The 16,494-nt window shown below is 64.2% G+C and carries 15 protein-coding genes and 3 tRNA genes; 11 read left to right on the top strand and 7 right to left on the bottom strand.

Translation table 11 applies throughout. The features are described from left to right. Positions 1-68: 68 nt before the first annotated feature. From QM470_RS14445 to galU, 4 genes are all read left to right on the top strand, one after another. Positions 69-641 (top strand): YceI family protein, encoded by a 573-nt coding sequence (locus tag QM470_RS14445; RefSeq protein WP_066540688.1) that lies wholly within the window; start codon positions 69-71, stop codon positions 639-641. A gap of 155 nt (positions 642-796) precedes the next feature. Further along, on the top strand, positions 797-1,465 hold the full coding sequence (locus QM470_RS14440; protein WP_283339740.1) for a VOC family protein: 669 nt from the start codon (positions 797-799) through the stop codon (positions 1,463-1,465). Positions 1,466-1,703: 238 nt separating this feature from the next. After that, complete coding sequence (locus QM470_RS14435) at positions 1,704-4,592, top strand: valine--tRNA ligase (RefSeq protein ID WP_283339739.1); 2,889 nt, start codon at positions 1,704-1,706, stop codon at positions 4,590-4,592. Positions 4,593-4,678: 86 nt separating this feature from the next. After that, positions 4,679-5,566 carry a UTP--glucose-1-phosphate uridylyltransferase GalU gene (galU, locus tag QM470_RS14430; RefSeq protein ID WP_218332908.1) on the top strand — a complete coding sequence of 296 codons (888 nt, stop codon included), beginning with the start codon at positions 4,679-4,681 and terminating at the stop codon, positions 5,564-5,566. Positions 5,567-5,646: 80 nt separating this feature from the next. On the opposite strand, the gene QM470_RS14425 is transcribed toward galU, so the two are convergent. The 3 genes from QM470_RS14425 to cysM form a co-directional block, all read right to left on the bottom strand. Beyond that, the gene (locus QM470_RS14425) at positions 5,647-5,874 is read right to left on the bottom strand and encodes a sulfurtransferase TusA family protein (RefSeq protein ID WP_066540678.1); all 228 of its coding nucleotides are present in this window, start codon (positions 5,872-5,874) and stop codon (positions 5,647-5,649) included. 264 nt (positions 5,875-6,138) lie between these two features. Beyond that, positions 6,139-6,762, bottom strand: a complete 624-nt coding sequence (locus QM470_RS14420) for an NUDIX domain-containing protein (protein WP_280011704.1) — start codon at positions 6,760-6,762, stop codon at positions 6,139-6,141. Positions 6,763-6,878: 116 nt separating this feature from the next. Further along, entirely contained in the window at positions 6,879-7,784 is a 906-nt protein-coding gene (gene cysM, locus QM470_RS14415; RefSeq protein ID WP_066540674.1) for a cysteine synthase CysM, read from the bottom strand. A 39-nt stretch (positions 7,785-7,823) separates the two neighbouring features. On the opposite strand from cysM, the gene QM470_RS14410 reads away from it, so the two are divergent. The 4 genes from QM470_RS14410 to QM470_RS14395 all read left to right on the top strand — a co-directional run bounded on the left by QM470_RS14410 (position 7,824) and on the right by QM470_RS14395 (position 9,428). Further along, positions 7,824-7,908 (top strand) — tRNA-Leu (locus QM470_RS14410). Positions 7,909-7,931: 23 nt separating this feature from the next. Then, positions 7,932-8,008: transfer RNA gene (locus QM470_RS14405), tRNA-Met, on the top strand. A gap of 420 nt (positions 8,009-8,428) precedes the next feature. Beyond that, positions 8,429-8,659: a DUF3079 domain-containing protein gene (locus QM470_RS14400; RefSeq protein WP_283339738.1), complete on the top strand. Its 231-nt coding sequence runs from the start codon at positions 8,429-8,431 to the stop codon at positions 8,657-8,659. A gap of 142 nt (positions 8,660-8,801) precedes the next feature. Beyond that, a complete protein-coding gene (locus QM470_RS14395; protein ID WP_283339737.1) occupies positions 8,802-9,428 on the top strand; it encodes a hypothetical protein in 627 nt (208 codons plus the stop codon). A 202-nt stretch (positions 9,429-9,630) separates the two neighbouring features. Here the strand turns inward: QM470_RS14395 and QM470_RS14390 are convergent. Further along, a tRNA-Ile gene (locus QM470_RS14390) sits at positions 9,631-9,707 on the bottom strand. A gap of 42 nt (positions 9,708-9,749) precedes the next feature. Beyond that, positions 9,750-10,757: a heat-inducible transcriptional repressor HrcA gene (gene hrcA / locus QM470_RS14385; protein WP_283339736.1), complete on the bottom strand. Its 1,008-nt coding sequence runs from the start codon at positions 10,755-10,757 to the stop codon at positions 9,750-9,752. Between the two features lie 29 nt (positions 10,758-10,786). Between hrcA and QM470_RS14380 the strand changes: the two genes are divergently transcribed. From QM470_RS14380 to rapZ, 3 genes are read left to right on the top strand one after another with little or no spacing between them, the layout of a single operon-like run. Beyond that, on the top strand, positions 10,787-11,692 hold the full coding sequence (locus tag QM470_RS14380) for an NAD kinase (RefSeq protein ID WP_283339735.1): 906 nt from the start codon (positions 10,787-10,789) through the stop codon (positions 11,690-11,692). 3 nt (positions 11,693-11,695) lie between these two features. Further along, on the top strand, positions 11,696-13,351 hold the full coding sequence (gene recN / locus QM470_RS14375) for a DNA repair protein RecN (protein ID WP_283339734.1): 1,656 nt from the start codon (positions 11,696-11,698) through the stop codon (positions 13,349-13,351). Positions 13,352-13,390: 39 nt separating this feature from the next. Beyond that, the gene (gene rapZ, locus QM470_RS14370; protein WP_283339733.1) at positions 13,391-14,260 is read left to right on the top strand and encodes an RNase adapter RapZ; all 870 of its coding nucleotides are present in this window, start codon (positions 13,391-13,393) and stop codon (positions 14,258-14,260) included. 64 nt (positions 14,261-14,324) lie between these two features. On the opposite strand, the gene mutY is transcribed toward rapZ, so the two are convergent. Together mutY and mutM are read right to left on the bottom strand one after the other, a co-directional pair. Then, positions 14,325-15,392 (bottom strand): A/G-specific adenine glycosylase, encoded by a 1,068-nt coding sequence (gene mutY, locus QM470_RS14365; RefSeq protein ID WP_283339732.1) that lies wholly within the window; start codon positions 15,390-15,392, stop codon positions 14,325-14,327. 248 nt (positions 15,393-15,640) lie between these two features. After that, the gene (mutM, locus tag QM470_RS14360) at positions 15,641-16,456 is read right to left on the bottom strand and encodes a bifunctional DNA-formamidopyrimidine glycosylase/DNA-(apurinic or apyrimidinic site) lyase (RefSeq protein ID WP_283339731.1); all 816 of its coding nucleotides are present in this window, start codon (positions 16,454-16,456) and stop codon (positions 15,641-15,643) included. Positions 16,457-16,494 lie beyond the last annotated feature (38 nt).

Below are 16,494 nucleotides of genomic sequence, written 5' to 3'. Positions count from 1 at the left end.
ACAGGCAGCCATTGATTCACGGTTCCGTTTTCCCTCTCTCATTCATTTTTCACACAGGAGATTCCTTCATGCGTTCCACCCTGTTTGCTCTGGCCGCCGCCAGCCTGTTCGCCACCGCCGCCCACGCTGCACCGGCCCAGTACGCCATCGACCCCACCCACACCTTCGCCACCTTCGAAATCGACCACTTCGGCGCCTCCACCAACCGCGCCCGTTTCGACAAGAAGCAAGGCGCCGTGGAATTCGACAAGGCCGCCAAGACCGGCAAGGTGGAAGTGACGCTGGACATGACCAGCGTGAACTCGGGCACCGCAGCCTTCGACAAGCACCTGAAGAGCAAGGACATCTTCAACACCGACCAGTACCCGGTGTCCAAGTTCGTGTCCGACAAGTTCGTGTTCGACGGCGACAAGCTCAAGGAAGTGACCGGCCAGCTGACGCTGAACGGCCAGACCCACCCCATCACCATCAAGGCCAACAAGTTCACCTGCTACGAAAGCCCCATGCTCAAGCGTGAAGTCTGCGGCGGCGACTTTGAAGCCACCATCGACCGCACCCAGTGGGGCGTGAACTACGGCGTGGACTGGGGCTTTGCCAAGAACGTGCGCCTGGTGCTGCAACTGGAAGCCGTCAAGCAGTAAACCCTGCACCGACCGCCTTGCATGGCCGCCCACGCGGCCGTGCCTGCCACCCGCCTGCCCTCCCGGCATGCGGGTTTTTCTTTGCCCAACAGCGCCGCCAGTTCCTAAAATTCCGTTTAGTGCAATGCATTGCATATACGTAAAAGGAGCTGCACATGCCCACCGCCTCTGCCAGTCCCCAGGCCATTTCCCCGGTCAGCCTCCCTGCCGGCGCCCGCCCGGACCTGGCCACGCTGCCACCGCCTGCCGCCATCCAGCAGCTGCACCACTACGCCTACAAGGCGCGCGATGCAGAGGAAACGCGCCACTTCTACGAAGACATCCTGGGCCTGCCGCTCTACCACATCATCCAGAGCGACCATGTGCCCTCCACGGGCGAGTACTGCCCCTACACCCACTTCTTCTTCCGCCTGCGCGACGGCAGCTTCATCGCCTTCTTTGACATCGGCGACGACGAAAAAGCCCTGCCCTCCCCCAACACCCCGCTGTGGATCAACCACATCGCCTTCCGCGTGGACAGCGTGCAGGAGCTGGAAAACACCAAGGCCCGCCTGCAGGCGCATGGTGTGGAGGTGCTGGGCGTGACCGACCACCACATCTTCAAAAGCATTTATTTCTTCGACCCCAACGGCATCCGGCTGGAGCTGTCGGCCCAGCTGGCCGATGCCGTGCAGATGGCGCGCGAAAGCACCACCGCCCATGCCCGCCTGGCCGAATGGACCGCACGCAAGCAGCAGTGGCGTGCGGAACGCGCGGCCGGCGCCAGCAGCACGCCCCTCAAGCCCCAGCACAACGACCGACCGGAATACGGCGGCCAACGCTGATTGAGCCTGCCGCACGCGCACGGCCAGGGGCACGCGGACAACGGCATGGTGTGCTCCTGATTTCACAGCACACCATGCGCATGCCGCTGGCATGCGGCACCGGTCTGGCACTGCACCATAGACCCCGACCTGCGCGCAGCCGGGGGTGCTGGCTAAAATCATTGCAATCCGTCTTTTTCCCTGCAGACGGCATCCCCTGTGGATGCCGTTTGCATTTCCAGATTTCCTTCACGCAGCCATGAGCGACACCATTGCCCAGCCAGGCCTCGACAGCCTCTCCAAGTCTTTTGAGCCATCCGCCATCGAAGCCCAGTGGGGCCCCGAGTGGGAGAAGCGCGGCTACGGCAACGCCGGTTACCGCGGCACGGGCCAGCCCGGCGCCGAAGCCACCGCTGCGGGCAACAATTTCGCCATCCAGCTGCCGCCCCCCAATGTGACCGGCACGCTGCACATGGGCCACGCGTTCAACCAGACCATCATGGACTCGCTGACGCGCTACCACCGCATGAAGGGCTACAACACGGCCTGGATCCCCGGCACCGACCACGCCGGCATTGCCACCCAGATCGTGGTGGAACGCCAGCTGCAGACCCAGGGCGTGAGCCGCTATGACCTGGGCCGTGACGAGTTCACCAAGAAGGTCTGGGAGTGGAAGGAAAAGTCCGGCAACACCATCACCACACAGATGCGCCGCATGGGCGACACCGTGGACTGGAGCCGCGAGTACTTCACCATGGACGACAAGCTGTCCAAGGTGGTGACCGAGACCTTTGTGAAGCTGTACCAGCAAGGCCTGATCTACCGCGGCAAGCGCCTGGTGAACTGGGACCCGGTGCTGCAGTCGGCCGTGTCCGATCTGGAAGTGGAAAACCAGGAAAAGGACGGTTCGCTCTGGCACATTGCCTACCCGCTGACCAGCGGTGAAGGCAATCTGGTGGTCGCTACCACCCGCCCCGAAACCATGCTGGGCGACGTGGCCGTGATGGTCCACCCCGAAGACGAGCGCTACAAGCACCTGATCGGCCAGACCGTGACCCTGCCACTGGTGGGCCGCCAGATCCCCATCATTGCCGACGAATACGTGGACCGCGAGTTCGGCACCGGCGTGGTGAAGGTGACGCCTGCGCACGACCAGAACGACTACCAGGTGGGCCTGCGCCACAAGCTGCCGATGATCTGCGTGCTGACGCTGACCGCCAAGATCAACGACGAAGCGCCCGAGAAATACCGTGGCATGGACCGTTTCGTGGCCCGCAAGGCCATCGTCGCCGACCTGGAGGAACTGGGTCTGATGGTCGAGATCAAGAAGCACAAGCTGATGGTGCCGATCTGCGACCGTACCGGCCAGGTGATCGAACCCATGCTGACCGACCAGTGGTTCATTGCCATGAGCAAGGTCAGCGACCAGGACCCGACCGGCAAGTCCATCGCCCAAAAGGCCATCGATGCCGTGGCCTCTGGCGAAGTGCAGTTTGTGCCCGAGAACTGGGTCAACACCTACAACCAGTGGATGAACAACATCCAGGACTGGTGCATCTCGCGCCAGCTGTGGTGGGGCCACCAGATTCCGGCCTGGTATGACGAGGAAGGCAATCTCTACGTCGCCAAGAACGAAGCCGAAGCCCAGGCCCAGGCCCCCGGCAAGACCCTCACGCGCGACCCGGACGTGCTGGACACCTGGTACTCGTCCGCCATGGTGCCGTTCTCCACCATGGGCTGGCCCGGCCAGACCGATGCCGCCGACGATGACTACAACCTCTACCTGCCCTCGTCGGTGCTGGTGACGGGCTACGACATCATCTTCTTCTGGGTGGCCCGGATGATCATGATGACCACGCACTTCACCGGTCGCGTGCCGTTCAAGCATGTCTACATCCACGGCCTGGTGCGCGATGCACAGGGCAAGAAGATGTCCAAGTCCGAAGGCAATGTGCTGGACCCGGTCGACCTGATCGACGGCATCTCGCTGGAGCCGCTGCTGGACAAGCGCACCACCGGCCTGCGCAAGCCCGAAACCGCCCCCCAGGTGCGCAAGAACACGCAGAAGGAATTCCCCGAAGGCATTCCCGCCTACGGTGCCGATGCGCTGCGCTTCACCTTTGCCGCACTGGCCTCGCTGGGCCGCTCGATCAACTTCGACAGCAAGCGCTGCGAGGGCTACCGCAACTTCTGCAACAAGCTGTGGAACGCCTCCCGCTTTGTGCTGATGAACTGCGAAGGCTATGACTGCGGTCTGCAGGACCACACCGCGGCCGACTGTGCCGGCGGCTATCTGCAGTTCAGCCAGCCCGACCGCTGGATCGTCTCGCAGCTGCAAAAGGTCGAGGCCGAAGTGGCCAAGGGCTTTGCAGAGTTCCGTCTGGACAACGTCGCCAACACCCTCTACGACTTTGTCTGGAACGAGTTCTGCGACTGGTACCTGGAAATCGCCAAGGTGCAGATCCAGACCGGCAACGAAGCCCAGCAGCGCGCCACACGCCGCACGCTGATCCGCACGCTGGAAACCATTCTGCGTCTGGCCCACCCCATCATCCCGTTCGTCACCGAAGCCCTGTGGCAGAAGGTGGCCCCCGTGGCCGGCCGTGCCGGTGCCTCGATCGCCATCGCCGCCTACCCCGAAGCACAGCCCGAGAAGATCGACGAAGCCGCCATCGCCTACGTGGCGCGCATCAAGCAGATGGTGGACGCCTGCCGTGCCCTGCGCGGCGAGATGGGCGTGTCGCCCGCCCAGCGCCTGCCGCTGCTGACGGTGGCCGGCTCGGCCGACGGCGCCGCCTTCCTGCGCGCCAATGCCGACGTGTTGAAGAACCTGGCCAAGCTCAGCGAAGTCAAGGTGTTCGACGACGAAGCCGCCTGGGCCTCCGAGGCGCAGAACGCCCCCGTGTCCGTGGTCGGTGATGCCCGCCTGGCGCTGTTCGTGGAGGTGGACGTGGAAGCCGAAAAGGCCCGCCTGTCCAAGGAAGCCAAGCGCCTGGAAGGCGAAATCGCCAAGGCCAACGGCAAGCTGGGCAACGAAGCCTTCTGCGCCAAGGCACCCGCTGCGGTGCTGGAGCAGGAGAAAAAGCGCGTTGCCGACTTTGGCGCCACGCTGACCCGCATCCAGGAACAACTGGCCCGCCTGGGCTGATCGCTGGTAAGCTGAGCTCAGAAGGCGCTGCGGCTTCGGTCACAGCGCCTTTTTCCCTTTTGTAGAGGATTTGTTGAGGTTTTGTCATGACCAACCCGAACCGCGTGCGCAAAGCCGTGTTCCCTGTCGCCGGCCTGGGCACCCGTTTCTTGCCTGCCACCAAGGCATCTCCCAAGGAAATGCTGCCCGTGGTGGACAAGCCGCTGATCCAGTACGCCGTCGAGGAAGCCTATGAAGCCGGTATCCGCGACATGATCTTTGTCACCGGCCGCAGCAAGCGCGCCATCGAAGACCATTTCGACACCGCCTACGAACTGGAGAACGAGCTGGAACGTGCCGGCAAACAGGCCATGCTAGATCTGGTGCGCGCCGTCAGCCCGGCCGACATGAACTGTCTGTTCGTTCGCCAGCCGCGGTCGCTGGGCCTGGGCCATGCGGTGCTGTGCGCCGAGCCCCTGGTGGGTAACGAACCCTTCGCCGTCATCCTGGCCGATGACCTGATGACCGGATTGCCCGGCGGCCCCGGCGTGATGGCACAGATGACCGCCGCTTTCCTGAAGCAAGGCCGCTCGCTGCTGGCCGTACAGGAAGTGCCGCTGGAACACACCAAACGCTACGGCATTGTCAAAGGCGAGCCCGCTGGCGGCCCGCTGCTGCGCGTGGATGAAATCGTGGAAAAACCGGCACCGGAAGTGGCCCCTTCACGTATGGGCGTGGCCGGCCGCTATGTGCTAACACCACGCATCTTTGACGAGATCCGCAGCCAGCCCAAGGGCGTGGGCGGAGAAATCCAGCTCACCGATGCCATCGAGCGCCTGATGCAGCATGAAACCGTCTATGCCTACCAGTACAGCGGCAAGCGCTATGACTGCGGCAGCAAGGAAGGCTTTCTGCAAGCCACGGTGGAACTGGCACTGCAGCACCCGGAAGTGGGCGCCTCGTTCCGCGCCTACCTCCAGACCCTGGACATCTGACAGCACGCCCTGCCTGGGCACAATGAACAAAAGGCCTGCTGTTGCAGGCCTTTTGTGATCAGAAGCCCGCCTTTAACGCATCAGCGGCGGCGCAGCACGTGGATGAATTCGTCGCCCACGGTTTCCTGGTGCACCAGTTCGTTGCCCGTCTGCTTGGCAAACGCCTGGAAGTCGCGCAGCGAACCGGTGTCGGTGGCCACCACTTTCAGCAACTGGCCACTCTCCATGCCCGACAGGGCTTTTTTGGCCTTGAGGATGGGCAAAGGGCAGTTCATGCCGCGGGTGTCGATTTCTTGGTCAATCTGCATGGGGTTCTCGCAAAAGTGCAGCCTTGGGGGCTGCTCTGGAGGGCCATTGTAGAAAGCCTGCAGCAGCCTTGTGACGGACAGCGGTACCGACCTGCCCCCACGGGTGACGCTCCATACCACTGTCTTCCGAAGCGTGAGTGCACCACGACGCCTGTGGGCGACGCACACGACGCACAAGGGCCATCCATCGTGCACACGGCCCCTCTGGGGCAGCCCACGGGGGAAGACGGGAACAGAGGAAGCCGCATCGCGGCTCAGGGGGCGTTACGCCAGGGTGGGCGGTAGCTGAAACCGCGCATCTTCGCCCCAGGGGCGCAGCGGCCACTTGGCGGGATCCGGTTCCGGGCTTTGGCCGGGGCGGAAGGCCCCGAATTGCGGCTCCACGCCCTTATCGCGGATCCAGTGGGCCAGGGCATAGCCCGTGCCCGCCGGCCAGCAGCGCGCGGCTTCGGGGGTCACCCAGCGGTATTCCAGCAGCTCGGGGGACAGGCGCACATCGTCGGGATTGCCCGCCACGCGCACGTGGTAGGCGATCAGCACCTGGTTCATGCGCAAAAATTCCCAGCTGCCCAGCAGGCGCAGGGCTTTGACCTGCAGACCGGTTTCTTCCAGCACCTCGCGGCAGATGCCGGTTTCCGGCGATTCGCCGGCTTCCATGAAACCGGTGATCAGGCCGAACACGCCTTCCTGCCACAGTGCATTGCGCGCCAGCAAGGCCTGGCCGCGGTCGTTTTCCACCACCGCCGCCAGCACGGGCGTGGGGTTACCCCAGTGCGTGAAGCCACAGGCCGGGCAACGCAGACGGCTGACATCGCCGCTGTCTTCCGCCTGGGTGATCCATTCCAGCGGCGTGGCGCAGTTCGAGCAAAAACGGGTTTCGAATGCCATGGAAGTTCCGGTGCGAGTTTGAGTTTTTGATAGCAGCCTGCACGCTTGCAGCATGCGCAGACTGCGATCTTGAGCATCAACCCGGCCAGTGTAGCCGCCAGGCAGGAGGCCTGCTGTTACGCAGGGAACACGCCGGTGGACAGGTAGCGGTCGCCGCGGTCGCAGACGATGAAGACGATGGTGGCATTGGTTTCGCGCTTGGCGATTTCCTGGGCCACCCACAACGCACCGGCGGCAGAAATGCCGGCGAAGATGCCTTCCTCGCGCGCCATGCGGCGGGCCATGTCCTCGGCATCATCCTGGCTCACATAGACCAGCTCGTCGACCAGACTGGCGTCATAGATCTTGGGCAGGTATTCCTCGGGCCACTTGCGGATGCCGGGAATGCGCGAACCTTCGGAGGGCTGGGCACCGATGATCTTCACATCCGGGTTCTGCTCCTTCAGGTACTTTGCCACGCCGGTGATGGTGCCGGTGGTGCCCATGGCGCTGACGAAGTGGGTAATCTTGCCGCCGGTCTGCGCCCACAGTTCCGGGCCCGTGGTTTCGTAGTGGGCGCGGGGATTGTCGGCATTGGCAAACTGGTCCAGCACCACACCCTTGCCCTGGGCCACCATCTGGTCGGCCAGGTCGCGGGCGTACTCCATGCCGCCGCTCTTGGGCGTGAGGATCAGCTCGGCACCATAGGCCTTCATGGTCTGGGCGCGCTCGATGGACAGGTCCTCCGGCATGATCAGCACCATGCGGTAGCCCTTGATGGCAGCCGCCATCGCCAACGCGATGCCGGTGTTGCCGGATGTGGCCTCAATCAGCGTGTCGCCGGGCTTGATCTCGCCGCGCTCTTGGGCACGCTGGATCATGGACAGTGCCGGGCGGTCTTTCACCGACCCCGCAGGGTTGTTGCCCTCCAGCTTGCCCAGAACCACATTGCCTTTTTCCGCGTTTGCGGCAGCGTTGATGCGCTGCAGTGCCACCAGAGGCGTGTTGCCGATGACGCTTTCAATCGAAGGATACGTTTGCATGTGCATAAATGTGCCATAATCCACGCTTCCCTGATTGCTGCCCGGGTGGTGGAATTGGTAGACGCAGCGGACTCAAAATCCGCCGCCGCAAGGCGTGCCGGTTCGATTCCGGCCCCGGGCACCACAGAATCAGAGAAAACCAGTTATCGCGAGGTGGAGCAGTCTGGTAGCTCGTTGGGCTCATAACCCAAAGGTCGTTGGTTCAAATCCAGCCCTCGCAACCAATTGGTGCATCCGCACCACAAAAAAAGCCCACTGCAAGTGGGCTTTTTTTGTTTTCGTGACCGGCTATCCGCCACCGATGGCCTGCCCCTTGCCAGGATAGCCCCCCCTGCAAAAAGGCTGTGCATGCCGACACTGCCGCCGACCCGCCCCTTGCTGTGCGTTTTTCACCAGCATATCGCCACCAGCGATTCCCAGCATGCGCACAGATGCCTGCCACGCAGACCGGGATCTGCTCCAGGTCGCCCACGGCTTTGCACTGCCCCGTACGGCAGGCACCGTGCGAGCATCCGCTTGCCCGCAGACAGGCATTGCTTGACACAGGGCAAGCCGCGGTCAATCTTCTGCCGCTTGCCCTGGCAGCCAACAGCCACTGCGGCGCATACTGGCTGGGCATTCTCCCCCATGCCGCGAGCGACAACATGGCCAAGAAATTCCCCAGCAACCCACCCCACCCCGAACGCCTGTGCTGGGGCTGTGACCTCTACTGCCCCGCCACCGATCTGCGCTGCGGCAATGGCTCCGACCGCACACCCCACCCCAGCGAGCTGTGGGGCGAAGACTGGCAAGCCATGGACGAAGGCACTCCCGCTGAAAACACCGCATCTGCGCCCGAAGATGCAGGCGCAGCGCCCCCTGCAGCCACGGCATAAGAAATTTGTCCCGCATTCAGTCGCAGGTTGCAGAAATTAGGGGTGGCTTTGAGAACCTGAATCATCGACACCACCGGTGGTGTGTTGGTGCGAACCAGACGCTACAGTCAGCTGTTGCAGCACCGCATGTGGACCATCGCCAATGACCGCCCAATCCAACGACACGCTGAAATTCGAGCGCCGTAAATTTGAAGTCACGGACCTGTCGCAGGGAACACTTTTTGATCCCGCTGCCCATGGGTTCTCGCCAGTCAGAACCAGCACCGGATGCCACAGGGGGTTCGAATGCCAATTTTCGGTATCCGACGGCCAACTATTTCTGCAGACACTCTGGATCAACCACGGCGACTTCACCCATTCGTTCAATCCTGACGGCTCCATCCGCTCGCACGATTTGCGGCTGCTGCCCATGCCATTGCTGAACGGCATCAGCGCAACAGAAAAATACGATAACTCAAGGTTCCCCGACTTCCAGGGCCGGTATGACGGGCTGAAGCTGCCGCTGTCCTATACCGGCCATGTGCTCATCGCAGCAGACAGAATCTTCAACGGGCCATGGTGGGGTGGCCATCGCAGGGCATGGGATTTTCATCACTCCCTGATGCTGAGCTTTGAGCAGGGCAGACTGACCGCCCGCAAGGACACCTCCGAGATACTGCAAGTCTTTGACGCACGGTACTGCACCGACGGTTATCTGCTTGGAGACAAGCGACGCAACGGCCTGCGCTACATACGGCGGCATATCGGTCACGGCTTTTATTTTTTCTAGACCAGCTGTGCGCAGGGCAGCAACCGCCTCTTTTTCCAACACCATCTGCAGCAAGCCACTCTGACAGCCACCATGCCAGAGCCCGTCAGGCCGCAAATCCTTCGCATGAGGGTTGCCAACCCAGCCCGTGTTTTGCGTTGGCACACGGTTGACGGCACCAAAGAAAAACGGGCTACGATTGCTCGTAACCCGTTGTATTCATTGGTAGGGCGTGAGGGACTTGAACCCGCGACCAAAGGATTATGAGTCCTCTGCTCTAACCAACTGAGCTAACGCCCCTTGCCAGCCCGGCGCATGGCAGGGCGCACGCATTGTAACGGCTTAGCGCCGGCTGCTCAGCGCATTGGTGACCAGCTTGGAGGTGATGTCCACGATCTGGATCATCCGGTCGTAGTGCATGCGCGTGGGGCCGATCACGCCCAGCGTGCCCACGACTTGGCCATCCACCTCGTAAGGGGCGCTCACCACGGACAGCTCCTCAAAAGGCACGACCTGGCTTTCTCCACCAATGAAGATGCGCACACCTTCGGCCTGGCTGGAGAAATCCAGCAGCCGCAGGATCTGGGTCTTTTGCTCGAACAGATCGAATGCCTTGCGCAGATTGCCCATGTCGCTGGAGAAATCGCTCACCGACAGCAGGTTGCGCTCGCCCGAGATGATCACCTGCTCCTGGGGCTGGGGGTTCATGGCCTCGGCGCTGACATTGACGGCCGCCTGCATCAGATTGGCCACCTCGGTGCGCAGGCGCTCCACTTCGGACTGCATGCGCTCGCGCACCTGCTCGATGGCCAGACCGGCGTAGTGCGCGTTCAGGAAATTGGATGCTTCCAGCAGCTGCGAGCCGGAGAAATCATGGTCGGTAAAGATGACGCGGTTCTGCACATCGCCTTCCGGCGACACAATGATGACCAGCACCCGGCGCTCGGACAGCTTCACGAACTCGATGTGCTTGAACACCGAGCTGCGCCGCGGCGCCATCACCACGCCGACAAACTGCGACAGGCTGGACAGCATGTTGGCGGCGTTCGCAATCACCTTCTGCGGTTGTTCCGGCACCAGTTCCTGCGCAGGCAACATGTCGCGGCTCACGGTCAGCATGGTGTCCACAAACAGCCGGTAGCCCTTGGCGGTGGGCACGCGGCCTGCGGAGGTGTGGGGGCTGACGATCAGGCCCAGCTCCTCCAGATCCGCCATCACATTGCGGATGGTGGCGGGGGACAACTCCAGGCCAGAGGCACGCGACAGCGTGCGCGACCCCACAGGCTGGCCGTCGGCAATGTAGCGCTCGACCAGCGCTTTCAACAACAACTTGGAACGATCATCGAGCATGGAACGATTTTAATGATGTAATTTCCCTTATGACGTCCAAGTTTCGCCATGTAGCCCTGATCGGAAAGTACCGTGTCGCTTCCCCCACGGGCCTTCCCCAGGACAGCCCGCGCCAGGCCCTGGAAGATATTGCAGCTTTCCTGACCACCCAGGGCTGTGAAGTGATTGTGGAAGCGGAGACCGCCTTGCACATGGGTCTGCCCGCACAGTACCGCAGTCTGGATGTGGACGCCCTGGGGCAGGCCTGCGATCTGGCCCTGGTCATGGGCGGCGACGGCACCATGCTGGGGGTCAGCCGCCACCTGTCACGCTATGGCACGCCGCTGATCGGCATCAACCAGGGCCGCCTGGGCTTTGTCACCGACATTCCGCTGGACGACAACTTCCAGCCCACGCTGCAAGCCATGCTGGAAGGCTGCTACGAAGAAGACACTCGCCCGCTGATCGAAGCCCGCGTGATGCGGGGCGATGAATGCGTGTTCGAGGCCCTGGCCATGAACGATGTGGTGGTCAACCGGGGCAGCACCTCGGGCATGGTGGAGTTGCGGGTGGAGGTGGATGGCCGCTTCGTCTCCAACCAGCGTGCCGACGGCTTGATCGTGGCCACCCCCACCGGTTCGACCGCCTATGCGCTGTCGGTGGGCGGTCCGCTGCTGCACCCGTCCGTGGGCGCCTGGGTGATGGCCCCCATTGCCCCCCATACCCTGTCCAACCGCCCCATCGTCCTGCCCGACCAGGGCGAAGTCATGATCGAAGTGGTGGGCGGGCGCGACATCAGCGCCAATTTCGACATGCAGTCGCTGGCCTCGCTGCGCCATGGCGACCGCATCTATGTACGCCGTGCGCCCCATGGCATCCGTTTCCTGCACCCCCTGGGCTGGAACTACTACGCCACGCTGCGCAAGAAACTGGGCTGGAACGAAGGGGGCAACTGAGCCATGGCCCTCAAACGCATTGCGCTGCGCGACTTTGTCATTGTGCAGGCGCTGGACCTGGACCTGCACGCCGGCTTCACGGTGCTGACGGGTGAAACCGGCGCCGGCAAATCCATTCTGATCGACGCCCTGCAACTGGTGCTGGGCAGCCGTGCGGATGTCGGCGTGGTGCGCGAAGGCACGCCCCAGGCCGATATCACCGCCGAATTCGACTGCCCACCCCACCTGTCCCGGTGGCTGGACGAAGGCGGCTTTACCCAGGAAGACAGCCTGCTGCTGCGCCGCGTGATCGATGCCCAGGGCCGCAGCCGCGCCTGGATCAATGGCGCACCGGCCACAGCCACCCAGCTGCGCCACCTGGGCGATGCACTGCTGGACATCCACGGCCAGCATGCCTGGCAAAGCCTGACCCGGCCCGAAGCGGTGCGCGAGCTGCTGGACGCCTATGCCGGCGTGGACACCCAATCGCTGCGCACCCACTGGAGCGCCTGGCGTGCCGCGCACAAGAACCTGGAACATGCCCTGGCCGCCCAGGACACCCTGCAGCGCGAACGCGAACGACTGCAGTGGCAGATTGGCGAGCTGGACAAGCTCAGCCCCGGCGCCGACGAATGGGAAGAGCTGAACACCCAGCACACCCGGCTGTCCCACGCCCAGAGCCTGCTGGAAACCGCCTTGGGCGCACTGCACCTGCTGGAAGACGATGAAACCGGCATCACCAGCCCGCTGACCCGCGCCCACAGCACGCTCCAGCACCAGGAACACCTGGAACCCGAATTCCAGGCGATTGCCGATGTGCTGGCCTCCAGCCTGGCCCAGGTCCACGATGCCCGCCACAGCCTGCACAGCTATCTGCGCCGCACCGAGCTGGATCCCGAACGCCTTGCCGAACTGGACAGCCGTTTGACACAGTGGATGCAGCTGGCGCGCCGCTACAAGCGCACGCCCGAAGAGCTGCCCGGCCTGCTGCAATCCTGGCGTGACGAACTGCGCCAGCTGGATGCCGTGGTCGATGTGGGCCGCTTGCGCCAGCTGGAGCAGCAGGCCCACGAGGCCTACCAGGCCGCCGCACGCGCCCTGTCGCTGCAGCGCGCCAAGGCGGCGCCCAAGCTCTCGCGTGCCATCACCCAGGCCATGCAGGGACTGGGCATGCAGGGCGGCAAATTTGCCGTGCAGCTGGACAAGCTGGACGAACCCACGCCCAGCGGCCTGGATGGCGTGCAGTTTCTGGTGGCCGGCCACCCCGGTGCCACGCCGCGCCCGATTGGCAAAGTGGCTTCGGGAGGCGAGCTGTCCCGCCTATCGCTGGCGATTGCCGTCACCACCAGCCAGCTGGGCCAGGCCGGTACCCTGATTTTTGACGAGGTGGACTCCGGCGTGGGCGGCGCCGTGGCCGAGACCGTGGGCAAGCTGATGCGCGCCCTGGGCCGCGACCGCCAGGTGCTGGCCGTCACCCACCTGCCCCAGGTGGCCGCCTGTGCCGACCAGCACTATGTGGTCAGCAAGCGGCGCGACAAGAGCGCCACCACCAGTTCGGTCACCCCCGTGCAGCAGCAGGCCCGGGTTCAGGAAGTGGCCCGCATGCTGGGTGGCGAGCGCCTGTCCGACACCACGCTGGCACACGCCCGAGAAATGCTGGCCCAGGCCCATGTGGGCTGATCGCCTATAGTGGTGGGCTGTAAGGAGACGTATCGCGCCATGGCCCTGGAAGTTGTACTCATCACCGGCATGTCCGGCTCCGGAAAGTCCGTTGCCCTGCACGCACTGGAAGATGCGGGCTATTACTGCGTGGACAACCTCCCACCCGAGCTGCTGGGCCCGCTGACCCAGCTGGAGCCCGGCCGCTATGGACACAAGGTGGCCGTGGCCATGGACGCGCGCAGCCCCAAGGGCCTGCCGCTGCTGCCCGAGCAGCTGACCGCCCTCAAGGCGCGCGGCGCCGTGGTGCACTCCATCTTTCTGGACGCCTCCACCGGCACGCTGGTGCGCCGCTTTTCCGAAACCCGCCGCCGCCACCCGCTTTCCCGCCAGGACACCGACGGCGCACGCCTGGCCCTGGTGCAGACCATCGAGGACGAACGCGAACTGCTGGGTCCGCTGCGCGAGAGCGCGCACGTGATCGACACCAGCAATCTGCGCTCCGCCCAGCTGCAAAGCTATGTGAAGAGCCTGATCTCGGTGCCGCCTGGGCAGATGACGCTGGTGTTCCAGTCCTTTGGCTTCAAGCACGGCCTGCCGGTGGATGCCGACTATGTGTTTGACGTCCGCATGCTGCCCAACCCCTATTACGAACAGGAACTGCGCCCTCTGACCGGCATGGACCAGCCGGTGATGGACTACCTGCGCCAGTCACCCGACGTGCAGCGCATGCAGTCCCACATCATCCAGTTTCTGGACCACTGGCTGGACATGCTGAACCAGAACCACCGCAGCTATGTGACGGTGGCCATTGGCTGCACCGGCGGCCAGCACCGCTCGGTCTATCTGGTGGAACAGCTGGCCAACCACTACCTGGGCCAGTGGACCACCCTGCGCCGCCACCGCGAAATGGACCAGCGCCGCCATTGAGATGGGCCGCAGCAGGTCGCGTGCAGCGGCCTGCACGCCACTGCCCTCCCGCTGCGCCTCCAGCTTATTCCAGGCTTTCCAGCAAGCGCCGCACCGGCGCCGGCAGCCCCAGGCCGGGCCATGCCTCCGGGCTGAACCACGCACCGCCCGCAGCCCAGTCACCGGCCACCGCAGGGCGGTCCCCCGCCAGCTGCACCACCACCGGGTGCAAAAACAGATCGCGGTGGGTCAGCACATGCAGCACGGCCGGCAGATCCTGGCGGGACTGCACGGCTTCCAGCCCGGCAATGGCCGCATCCACCCCATCCACGGCAGCTTCCCAGGCCGGCTGGGCATACAGGCCGGCCCAGATACCACTGGACGGGCGGCGCTGCAGCCAGGTGTGGCCTGCGGCGTCCCGCAACACCAGCAACCACCAGGCCTGCGTGCTGCGTTTGGTCTTGCGCGTCTTGACCGGATAGTCCTGCGGATTGCCCTGGGCGGCGGCCTTGCACAGCGTCTGCACAGGGCAGATCAGGCAGTTGGGGCTGCGCGGCAGGCAGACGGTGGCCCCCAGGTCCATCAGGCCCTGGGTATAGCGCGGCATCTGCACCTGCAGGTCGTCGGTGGGCAGCAGGTCTTCGGCCAGGGCCCACAGGGTTTTCTCGTTTCGGGCCACCGACAGATCGTCGCCAAACGCCAGCACCCGGGTCAGCACCCGCTTGACGTTGGCATCCAGAATGGCGGCCCGCTCCCCAAAGCAAAAACCGGAGATGGCAGCGGCCGTCGACCGGCCTATGCCCGGCAGCGTGGCCAGTTGCACCGCAGTGCGCGGAAACTGGCCGCCAAAGTCGCGCACCACGGCCTGGGCGCATTTGTGCAGATTGCGCGCCCGACTGTAATAGCCCAGGCCGCTCCACAGCGCCAGCACCGCATCCTCGTGCGCCGCCGCCAGACTGGCCACATCGGGAAACTGCTGCAAAAACCGCTCGTAGTAGCCCAGCACCGTGGTGACCTGGGTCTGCTGCAGCATAATTTCGGACAGCCACACGCGGTAGGGGTCGCGGGTCTGCTGCCAGGGAAGGTGGTTGCGGCCATGGCTGGCCTGCCACTGCACCACGGCGGAGGCGAGGGACAAAGAAGAAGTGGTCACACGTGGGAAATTAGGTAGGTAGGCAGGCAGCGCTCCGGTGCCCGAGCAGGACCCGGCTGCCTTGCCGTTGTTCATGGCTGTAGCGGCTCAGCACCGGCGCCCCTCCCAGGAGGAGGGAGCACTCTGCACCTGGCAGGTGCTGGGCCACTGGCACTGCGCTGACAGCGGCAGCCATTGTGCGGCAAGCGCTGCACGGCTGCTGCGGCTGGCCCATTCGGGCCGCTTTGCTACCGGCTGCCTGCTGTTGGCTACTTCTGGCAGTGCGCGCAGAAGTAGGTGCTGCGCTGGCCCTGGCGCAGCATGCGAATCGGGCGGCCGCAGCCCACACAAGGCTGGCCGTCGCGTCCATAGACCTTGGCCTGCAGCTGAAAGTGGCCCGGCATGCCGTCGGCACTGGAAAAGTCCCGCAAGGTCGTTCCCCCCTGGGCCACGGCCAGTGCCAGCACCTCGCGGATGCCGTCAAACAGGCGCCGCACCTTGCGCGGACCCACATCCCTGGCAGGCAACTGGGGGTCGATGCGCGCCAGAAACAGCACTTCCGAAGCATAGATATTGCCCACCCCCACCACCAGCTTGCCCCCCAGCAGCAACTGCTTGATCGGCGTGCGGCTGGCCTGCAGCCCGGCAGCAAAGCGCTCGAGGCGGAAGGACGCCGGGTCCAGCGGCTCCATGCCCAGGCCGTCCAGCAGCTTGTGCGCCAGCGGGTCGTCTTCGCCGGTCACATGCACCACGGCGCCGAAGCGGCGCGGGTCGTGCAGCCGCAGCATGCCGTGGTCGGTCTGCATGTCAAAGTGGTCGTGCACGCCTGCTGCACCCTGCTCTGGCGCAAAACGCAGGCTGCCCGACATCCCCAGGTGCAGCAGCAGCATGCCGGCGTCCAGATCCACCAGCAGATACTTGCCGCGGCGGCGCACATCCTGCACCACGCGCCCGGTCAGTGCCTGGGGTTCCACGCCCAAAGGCCAGCGCAAAGGCTTGCCCATGCGCACGCTCTGGACCCGCGCCCCGACGATGGCATCGCGAAAGCTGCGGCGTGTGACTTCAACCTCGGGCAATTCAGGCATGGGCAGATAGAGACAAAGGGGTGTTGGCTTGGATTATT

Origin of the sequence: Comamonas sp. 17RB (assembly GCF_030056555.1) — a bacterium.
Taxonomy (GTDB): domain Bacteria; phylum Pseudomonadota; class Gammaproteobacteria; order Burkholderiales; family Burkholderiaceae_C; genus Comamonas; species Comamonas terrigena.
Note: the sequence above shows the minus strand (reverse complement) of the source record. Positions and strands in the feature narration are given on the sequence as shown.

What these genes read in the sequence shown, in the direction of transcription:
- QM470_RS14445 (WP_066540688.1), top strand. Translation starts at nt 69, where the DNA reads ATGCGTTCCACCCTGTTTGCTCTGGCCGCCGCCAGCCTGTTCGCCACC.
- QM470_RS14440 (WP_283339740.1), top strand. Translation starts at nt 797, where the DNA reads ATGCCCACCGCCTCTGCCAGTCCCCAGGCCATTTCCCCGGTCAGCCTC.
- QM470_RS14435 (WP_283339739.1), top strand. Translation starts at nt 1,704, where the DNA reads ATGAGCGACACCATTGCCCAGCCAGGCCTCGACAGCCTCTCCAAGTCT.
- galU (WP_218332908.1), top strand. Translation starts at nt 4,679, where the DNA reads ATGACCAACCCGAACCGCGTGCGCAAAGCCGTGTTCCCTGTCGCCGGC.
- QM470_RS14425 (WP_066540678.1), bottom strand. Translation starts at nt 5,874, where the DNA reads ATGCAGATTGACCAAGAAATCGACACCCGCGGCATGAACTGCCCTTTG.
- QM470_RS14420 (WP_280011704.1), bottom strand. Translation starts at nt 6,762, where the DNA reads ATGGCATTCGAAACCCGTTTTTGCTCGAACTGCGCCACGCCGCTGGAA.
- cysM (WP_066540674.1), bottom strand. Translation starts at nt 7,784, where the DNA reads ATGCAAACGTATCCTTCGATTGAAAGCGTCATCGGCAACACGCCTCTG.
- QM470_RS14400 (WP_283339738.1), top strand. Translation starts at nt 8,429, where the DNA reads ATGGCCAAGAAATTCCCCAGCAACCCACCCCACCCCGAACGCCTGTGC.
- QM470_RS14395 (WP_283339737.1), top strand. Translation starts at nt 8,802, where the DNA reads ATGACCGCCCAATCCAACGACACGCTGAAATTCGAGCGCCGTAAATTT.
- hrcA (WP_283339736.1), bottom strand. Translation starts at nt 10,757, where the DNA reads ATGCTCGATGATCGTTCCAAGTTGTTGTTGAAAGCGCTGGTCGAGCGC.
- QM470_RS14380 (WP_283339735.1), top strand. Translation starts at nt 10,787, where the DNA reads ATGACGTCCAAGTTTCGCCATGTAGCCCTGATCGGAAAGTACCGTGTC.
- recN (WP_283339734.1), top strand. Translation starts at nt 11,696, where the DNA reads ATGGCCCTCAAACGCATTGCGCTGCGCGACTTTGTCATTGTGCAGGCG.
- rapZ (WP_283339733.1), top strand. Translation starts at nt 13,391, where the DNA reads ATGGCCCTGGAAGTTGTACTCATCACCGGCATGTCCGGCTCCGGAAAG.
- mutM (WP_283339731.1), bottom strand. Translation starts at nt 16,456, where the DNA reads ATGCCTGAATTGCCCGAGGTTGAAGTCACACGCCGCAGCTTTCGCGAT.